Source organism: Lacinutrix sp. C3R15 (assembly GCF_018860825.1).
In the GTDB taxonomy this organism is placed as follows: Bacteria; Bacteroidota; Bacteroidia; order Flavobacteriales; family Flavobacteriaceae; genus Oceanihabitans.
This window is the reverse complement of sequence record NZ_JAHKPZ010000023.1, coordinates 160,602-166,601: the sequence shown is the minus strand read 5'-3', so window position 1 is coordinate 166,601 and position 6,000 is coordinate 160,602. Positions and strand designations below refer to the sequence as shown.

Here is a 6,000-nt window from a genome sequence, read left to right as displayed (position 1 = left end):
TCTATACACCCCTAAAGTCCCCTCTAGGGGACATCACTCTGATGTGCTTACTCTTGTTTGATTACTCGGACGGCAATACACATAATACAAAACAAAAAAAGCAATTTCACTCGAACTGACAAATGTTTCCTTTTTAGCTATTCTTTTTTAATTATTAGTTATTTAATTAAACCTCACAACTCCCCAATCTTATCCCCTTCCTGCAACTTCTTACTCGCTAAACGCCAAGAAGTAAAAACCTGATAAAAAACCAAAGGAAGTATTAAAACGGTTAATACACTTCCTAAAACCAATAAAGACTTATTTTTTTTAAACTGATACGGGAAAATAGATATAGGTATAGTGCGTAACATGGCCAGTCGTGCTGCTTTATTACCAAAATAACGTCTAAAAAAGTACAACACACTAGGTATGGGTCTTGGGGCAAAAAAATTAGAAGGTCTAAAGGCATCCCAACTTCCCATTTCGCGTAAACCTCCGGTTCCTGCCTTTACATCTATACAAGATGCTATAGGGTTAGACACACTTTTTATTCCTTGTAAATACACACGCATACCAAACTCGCCATCTCCCATACGTTGCTTTTCAAATTGTCTATCAAACAGTCCTACTTTTTCAAAAACGCTTTTATACAAGACGGCATTTCCTGTTGCAAATTGTGACGCTATTGCAAAAAAGGCTCTGTCTTTTGGTATTTGTTTCCCTTCTGGATAAAAAACACCTGCAGATACCTCCGCTTTAAAATAATCTAAACATTTTAAATGACTAGAAATCCAATTAGGTGCGATACGCACATCATCTTCAGATAATGCTATAAAAGCTCCCTTTGCATTCTTAATAGCGTTATTTCTCGCTAACCAAAGTGCTTTCTCTTCTTGTCGAACTAAGTTAATATCTAGGGTATAATCTTTGTAGAAATCTGGATGAAAAGGTTCGGATTGATCTACAACAATAACTTCAAAATTACTGTAGTCTTGTTGCTCCAAATCTTTTAGTACCGCTTTTAAATAATCATAACGATTTAGCGTAGGGATGACCACACTTACCTTTTGATTTTCTTTTATTAATGCCGATTCAAAGGTATTGTAATCGTTATACACAATAGGATTACTTCCTATAGAAACACGTTGTACCTGTCGCGTTTTTAACCAAGCTGTAATTTCTTTAAAAGGATTTTTAAACGAAAACAAACGAAGTACTAACACATAAAAAACCCATGCTTTATTAAAATACTTACGTATAAAATGGTAGTTATCTTGTGCTGACAGTTTTTCAAAAGTGGTATATGTTGGTGCTTCTCCAATATATCCTTTTTGTACTGCTTGCCAAGACAAATCATAATCTTGTGCTAAAGTAGAGGTATATGTTGTATCTACTGTTAACTGCAATAAAACAGATTCTGGTATACTTTTTACAATGGGAAAAACAGAGGTATTCGCTTTTGTAAATAGCTGAAAATAATGGGTTGGCTGTAAATATGTAAGAAATTTAAAAAGCATTTAAATGTAGAATATTTTATGGCATAAATAATCAGAAAAAACGGCAAAGGATATATGTACTAGACCTTTTTTAGTGTTTCTCCATTTTGTTAATTTTTCAAATAATTGTAAATCATTTTTCAACTATAATATTTTTAATCTGTTTATAAATCGATTTTTTGTCAAATGTGTTTTTGTAAATATCTTTAAAGTATTCTCCTTCTATCCCCTTATTTTCTATATAAGAAACTAAAAGTTCCTTTAACTCATCGACAGAATTCGGATGAAAACAAAAATCCTTAAGATTCATTTTTTCAGCATCTAAAAAATTTAAAGCACCAAATTTTGAGGAAACAATAACAGGTCTACCTAATGAAATAGCCTCGATAAAAACTAATCCAAATGCCTCATTTAAACTAGGTAACACTAAAACATCCATCGTTTCATAAAAAACGATCATTTCGTTTACAGATAAAACACCTAAAAAGGTTACTTCTTTTTGAAGGTTAAGGTTGTCGACAATGTCCTCTAATTTGGATTTGTCTGGACCTCCTCCAGCAATATACAAATGTATCTCTCGCTCATACGTATCCTTTAAAACAGATAATGCCTCCATAACAACCTGATGGTTCTTATCCATGAGCAATCTACCTGGAACCCCCAATTTAAGCACACTGGAATCCTTGTTAATATTTAGCTCACTTACCGAGTTGCGATAATTCAATATATTAGACCAAAAAGGAACACAACGCGTATTCTTACTACGAACTCCGTAAATATCCTGCATTTCTTTTTGTAAAATTTCAGAATTAGCGATTACTATATCTGCCATTTTTAAAAAAAGTGCTTTTCGATACACTTTAAACGTACTAGGTTTATCATGTTCATAAACCGTGTGAAACCAAACTATATTTTTTTTAACGCCTAACAGTTTTCCAAATAACAACGCAGGATTAACGTAACTGAAGTTAGAAATAATGACATCTGGTTTTGTTTTTTTTATAACCTTATATATATTTTTATAATTATATAAATAACCACCGCGTTTCTCTCCATACACCTGAATCCCTTCTTGAATAAAAAAAGCTTTCTTATGTTTAAAATAAAAATTAGACACTTCATGTCCATCCGTAACCAATTTTCCAGATAACTCCTGGAAAAAGTTAGAAAGCAAACCTTTATTATATGTATATAACAATAATATTTTCACTTATATGGATGTCTTTTTTAAGATAAAATAATTATTAGATGCTGATTCTTAAAATACGAAAAAAGTCTTGGCTTTAATCCTTATACCCAATAGCAATTAAATGCGCTGTTTCTTCCTCGGTATCTGCTACGTCTTTAGATTGCATTCTATTAATAATATTAGAAAAAATAGATTGCAGAGTTTGTATGGGTCTTTTTACACTATAACTTTTTAAGCCTTGCACTCTGTATTTTCCAGTTTTTACCCCATAATGTACATCTACGCTATCAAAATACTTTTCTAATAGCGTTTGCAATTCTAATCGGGTATAATGCCTAACGTGATCTGGGTTTTTATTAGGACCTTCGTTCTTGATATAATCTCCATTAGGAGTGGTAAAATAAGCCCAACCGCCTTTATCTATAACTTTTGCAATGTTTTTTACAAAAACGTCATCTTCTACTACATGCTCTATCACTTCAATACACACTACAGCATCATACGAGGCATCTGGCAGTGTAGATTTGGTCATATCTTCTATAACAACATCTTTTATATTACTACGTTTTTTTTGAATAGTAGTTAATATATCTTTTGTAAAACCCAAATTTAATGCTTCTCGCGTTCCTTCTTCCTGTGGCACATCTAATAAAGTCACATTTGCAGGAAGATTTATGGTATAGGGTGATTTACGTCCGCCAACATCTAAAACATCTGGTATTGTTTTTCCTTTTTTATGTTCTTTTAATAACTGTTTTATATTATTACGAACAGTTACTAAATGCGTAGGCATTAATGAAAAAGTAAACCAACGCATGTATTCATATTGTGTCATAATTACGTATAGATAGTAAATTTAATTCTAATCGTTTTACAATAATAGATATTATGTATTAAAAAACGGTAATCTTTAGGCAAAAGCTATAAAAGATACCACTTTAGCACCCTAGATTTCTTTATTTAGGCCATAAAAACGTACAAAAGCCTTATGTTGCTGCTGTAAACCAAAGGTGTTTTGTACCCTGGTAATAGCATTTGTTTTTATTTTTTGCTTTTCTTCATCGGGTAAAGAAAAAACGGCTTCTATTTTTTTAGCTAAAGCTTCTGGTTCTCGTTTTGGTACTACCCAACCTGTTTTGGTATCTAATACATTTTCTGCCAGTCCTTCTGCATTAGATACTACACATAATAAACCTAAAGATTGTGCTTCTAAAACCGCATTACAAAACCCTTCCTGAATACTATATTGTACATAGATTGCGGTTTGTTCTAATTGTTTTTTTATTTCGGTTTGCAATAATTTTCCAGTAAAGGTAATGTGCTCCAAGATACCTAGTTGCTGTGCTGCAAAAACCAACCGTTCGCGCTCCTCTCCATCTCCTATAATGGTGTAATGAAAGGCTATTCCTTTCTTTTTTAAAAGCGCTAAAGCTTCTAAAGTATATACAAATCCTTTTTTCCAGTGCAAACGCGCAACAGTTGCTAATTGTAATACATTACCATACTGGTTTCTTTTGCTTGCTGTAAAAAAGTGGGTATCTATTGCTGGTGTAATTACCTGTATTTTGTTACATGCTATTTTATAATCCTGTAATTCTTGTTGCATTTCTTGTGACAATACATGGTATTTTACCGCTTTTGTAAACAACACATCATAACAGCCTGGATGCTTTAAAGGTGATAAGTATAAATCATAGCCTCTAAAACTTACCGCCATTTTTGCATCCATAGCAGCTGCTACATTTTCTCTTGTAACCGCTAACATACCAAAGCCAAAATGCAACCAATCTACCTGTTCGTTAAAAAAGAACTGGTTTAAAATAATGCTTCTAATGTTCTTTTTTAAAGACATGCCATCTTTTTTGTTTAATGCATATAAACGATAACTTCTTTTAGGGTGCACAAATAAAGACTTGCTTATGGCTAAAAAACTATACCATAAAGCTTTAAAAAAACCTACATTAAAATTTTTTCCCGCTACCACCTTACAGGCAAAATCAGCAGCATCTGCATGCACATAGTCTACAAACAAAACCACACAAAAACCAGCTTCCTGCAACCCTTTTATTTTATTTCTAAAAAAGGTTTCAGAGTATTTAGGCACTGTAGACAATACCATACCAATACTTGGTTTTTCTGTTTTATGCTTTGTCATGATATAGGCTTTGGTATACTGCTAACATTTGGTTTACCATTTGTTCTTCGCTGTGTTGTGTGTTAATGGTGCGTACTGCTTTTTTACGTATGGCTTCTTTTTCTACTTCTGGTATGGCTACTATTTCTACTATTTTTGTTGCTATGGCTTTTGCGTTGCGTATAGGTACCATAAAGCCATTAACACCATCTGCAATAACCTCATCCATACCACCACAGTTAGTACTTAAAACCAAGGTTTTGTTTTGCATGGCTTCTAAAACTACATTTGCAATACCTTCTTCTACACTTGGCAATACAAGTAAATCTGCTTGTTGCATTAATGCTTGCACTTTGGCATAAGGTAAATTATCTATCAGGCTTACTTCCTTTTCTAAGTGAAGATCATGCAATTGGTATGCAAATTCTATATCATTTGTACCACCAACAATCGTATAGTGAAACTTGACACCTTGCGCTTTCAATATTTTACAGGCATCTAATGCGTAGGTATAACCTTTTTTCCAATGCGCTCTTCCTACGGATATCATTTGTAAGACTGTTTTTGTTTTTTGCTTTTCAACATGCGCTTTACCTTGCGGCAAGCCACTATAGACTACGTGTATTTTTTCTGTTGCTGCACCATACTTTTCCGCTTCTACTCCTATGGCTTTAGATACCGCATGAAAGGCATCTACTTTAGGAAAATGTTCGCGATAGCTACTTGCTAATGCCTGATCTGCAATAGGCGAATAATTAATATGCGCTCCACGCAAACTAAGCACGAGCTTTATACCAAATTCTTGCACCCAAACCCAATCGGCAAGACCTTTTGCCCATTGTACATGAAAAACATCTGGTTTATGCCATAATACGGGATAGCTTTTTACCTTATCCAATAATAGGTTTTTAGATTGTGCTTTTAAAATACCATCTAGTTTTTGTTTTTCTTTATTTTTAAAACAGAATAACAAAAAACTGTATTTTATATAATGTAATGCCTTATGTACTCTTGTGTTTTTATACCCAAAAACAGAAACCAAAGCGGGATACCTTGTTTTCTTTTTAATAAAACCAAACAAATAGATTCTATTTCCGGTATGCGATAATCCCTGTATTAACCTTTCAATAAAAGTAGTACTGGGTATATCTCCAGAATAAACAGCTATTTTTAATTGGTCTTTCATTAATTAGATCTCA

5 protein-coding genes are annotated in these 6,000 nt (G+C 33.1%); all 5 read right to left on the bottom strand.

Annotation, left to right across the window (positions count from 1 at the left end; genetic code table 11):
- Positions 1–173: 173 nt before the first annotated feature.
- The 5 genes from KO494_RS08535 to KO494_RS08515 all read right to left on the bottom strand — a co-directional run bounded on the left by KO494_RS08535 (position 174) and on the right by KO494_RS08515 (position 5,987).
- Positions 174–1,499, bottom strand: coding sequence for a glycosyltransferase family 2 protein (locus tag KO494_RS08535; protein WP_215967184.1), 1,326 nt, complete (start codon positions 1,497–1,499; stop codon positions 174–176).
- A 112-nt stretch (positions 1,500–1,611) separates the two neighbouring features.
- Positions 1,612–2,688 (bottom strand): glycosyltransferase family 4 protein, encoded by a 1,077-nt coding sequence (locus KO494_RS08530; protein WP_215967183.1) that lies wholly within the window; start codon positions 2,686–2,688, stop codon positions 1,612–1,614.
- A gap of 73 nt (positions 2,689–2,761) precedes the next feature.
- Positions 2,762–3,502 (bottom strand): bifunctional 2-polyprenyl-6-hydroxyphenol methylase/3-demethylubiquinol 3-O-methyltransferase UbiG, encoded by a 741-nt coding sequence (locus tag KO494_RS08525; RefSeq protein WP_215967182.1) that lies wholly within the window; start codon positions 3,500–3,502, stop codon positions 2,762–2,764.
- Positions 3,503–3,613: 111 nt separating this feature from the next.
- The gene (locus tag KO494_RS08520) at positions 3,614–4,822 is read right to left on the bottom strand and encodes a glycosyltransferase family 4 protein (protein WP_215967181.1); all 1,209 of its coding nucleotides are present in this window, start codon (positions 4,820–4,822) and stop codon (positions 3,614–3,616) included.
- Positions 4,809–5,987 (bottom strand): glycosyltransferase family 4 protein, encoded by a 1,179-nt coding sequence (locus KO494_RS08515; protein ID WP_215967180.1) that lies wholly within the window; start codon positions 5,985–5,987, stop codon positions 4,809–4,811. Before KO494_RS08515 ends, KO494_RS08520 begins: the two co-directional genes overlap by 14 nt.
- Positions 5,988–6,000 lie beyond the last annotated feature (13 nt).

Excerpts from the sequence above, each read along its gene's own strand:
- KO494_RS08525 (WP_215967182.1), bottom strand. The coding sequence starts at position 3,502 with ATGACACAATATGAATACATGCGTTGGTTTACTTTTTCATTAATGCCT.
- KO494_RS08515 (WP_215967180.1), bottom strand. The coding sequence starts at position 5,987 with ATGAAAGACCAATTAAAAATAGCTGTTTATTCTGGAGATATACCCAGT.
- KO494_RS08535 (WP_215967184.1), bottom strand. The coding sequence starts at position 1,499 with ATGCTTTTTAAATTTCTTACATATTTACAGCCAACCCATTATTTTCAG.
- KO494_RS08520 (WP_215967181.1), bottom strand. The coding sequence starts at position 4,822 with ATGACAAAGCATAAAACAGAAAAACCAAGTATTGGTATGGTATTGTCT.